Below are 1,954 nucleotides of genomic sequence, written 5' to 3' on the forward strand. Positions count from 1 at the left end.
AGCCAAGGACGGCCGTCCGACGGCGGTGCACCTCGCCTCAGGCCCGTGGCTCGGATTCCGGTGGTGGCGGCTGGCGGCGGGTGTCTGCCTCGGCTTGGCGGTCGGCACCAAGTGGTCGGCGCTGTTCTTCGTTGTTGCTTTCGGCTTGATGACGGTGTTTTGGGACATGAGCGCGCGGCGCATTGCGGGCATCCGGAGCTGGCCCAGCGCAGGCATCATCAAAGACGGCATTCCGGCGTTCTTCACCATGATTCCCGCGGCGACTGCCGTGTATTTGTCGACCTGGACCGGTTGGTTCCTTTCCAACGACGCCTACTACCGGCATTGGGCCGACACGAATCCTTCCGCCACGTGGGGCTGGATTCCCGGGCCGTTGCGCTCCCTGGCGTACTACCACGTGCAGGCTTACAACTTCCATCAGGGCCTCAGCTCGCCGCACCCGTATTCGGCGAGTCCGTGGACCTGGCTTGTCATGGGACGGCCCACATCGTTCTACTATGAGTCCCCCAAGCCGGGCACTCCCGGCTGCGATCTGCCCAACTGCACTTCGGCGATCCTGTCGGTCGGCAACCCGGTGGTCTGGTGGGGTGCCGCGATTGCGCTCTTTGTGGTGCTGTTCTGGTGGGCGGGACGGCGCGACTGGCGGGCAGGGGCCATCCTGGCCGGGGTCGCCGCCGGGTATTTGCCGTGGTTCATGTATCCGGAGCGCACCATGTTCTACTTCTATGCGCTTTCCTTCGAGCCCTTCCTCGTGCTGGCCCTCGTCTATGGATTGGGACTGGTGCTCGGCAGGAGCGGGGCTCCTCCATGGCGGCGCCGCTCCGGCCTGTACCTGGTGGGCCTTGTGGTGGTCCTTGCCGTGCTGTTGTCGGCGTTCTTCTATCCGGTGTGGACGGCGGAAGTGATCAGCTACCAGGACTGGCGGATGCGCATGTGGATGCCGTCCTGGATCTGAGCGGCCTGACCGGAAGGCCAGGACGGCTCGCACACTAAACACCCCCGCATGAACGAAGCGGCCCGCCTGGGATTGGAGACTCCCAGGCGGACCGCTTTCCTCGTTGTTGCGGTGGTGCTACTTCTCCGGCGTGCCGGCTTCCGCGCGGACCTCCGGGTCCGCATCCGCGCTGTGTTCCGCAGCAGCTTGGTTCTTGGGTGCAAGTCCGCGACGACGGCGGGTAGGCCAGGTGAAGATGAGTGTCAGCAGGGCCGTGATGAAGACCAATGCACCGATCGCAATCCCGGAGTCCATCCAATATTGCCCCGGGAACAAGCGGATCAGCGTGTCGTCGAGCGCAAATGTCCAGGTGCCGTTGGCGAAGAAAATGTGGTGGAAGTCCGTGAAGAACTGCTGCCAGCCCAAGGCCGCAAGCGTGCCCAGTCCAAGGATGAGCACCAAAGTGACGATCGAACCGGCAAACATTCCGCGGCGGATTCCGCCCGTGCTTCGCTTGCGCAGATAGAGCATGGCGATGATGCCGATGATGATCATGAGCGCGCCGGCACCGAATGCGGAGAGCATCACGGTCTTGACGTCGGCCATGTGGGAAACTTCGCCTTCCTTGAACAGCTTCTCGCCGTTCTGGTTGACGAGCTCGCCCAAGTAGCGTGGACCGGACCAGTTGCTGAGATAGTCCAGGGCGTAGGACCCATAAGTCATCCGGTCATCGGCGTTGAAGCCGTAGCCGTCGCCAGGGAATCCCGGCCGGTAGTACTCCACCCACAAGAACAGCGGGCTCGCCACGGCGCGGATTGCCAGCACCAGGAGGACCACCGGGTAGAAGACGGCCAGCAGGACCTGGAAAATGCGCGGGGCCAGCGGCTTGGCGTTGGCGGCCTGCTCCCGCTCGTGGTTGCGGCGTTCCACTTCGGCTTCCGGGGGGCGGACCTGAAGGGCCGACGTCGGCAAAGGCTCCGCGAAGAGGGCTGGTTCCTGTCCGGCCTCCGCAGCCTCGGC

Annotated in this window: 2 protein-coding genes; one reads left to right on the forward strand and one right to left on the reverse strand. The window is 64.3% G+C overall.

Annotation, left to right across the window (positions count from 1 at the left end):
• Window positions 1-955, forward strand: a 955-nt coding sequence (locus AHiyo1_RS06110) for a dolichyl-phosphate-mannose--protein mannosyltransferase (protein ID WP_445286187.1), incomplete at its 5' end; no start/stop codon positions are given.
• Window positions 956-1,072: 117 nt separating this feature from the next.
• Here AHiyo1_RS06110 and AHiyo1_RS06115 read toward each other — a convergent pair.
• Window positions 1,073-1,954, reverse strand: an 882-nt coding sequence (locus AHiyo1_RS06115; RefSeq protein WP_059387945.1) for a TIGR01906 family membrane protein, incomplete at its 5' end; no start/stop codon positions are given.

This window comes from Arthrobacter sp. Hiyo1 (assembly GCF_001263615.2).
GTDB lineage: Bacteria > Actinomycetota > Actinomycetes > Actinomycetales > Micrococcaceae > Arthrobacter.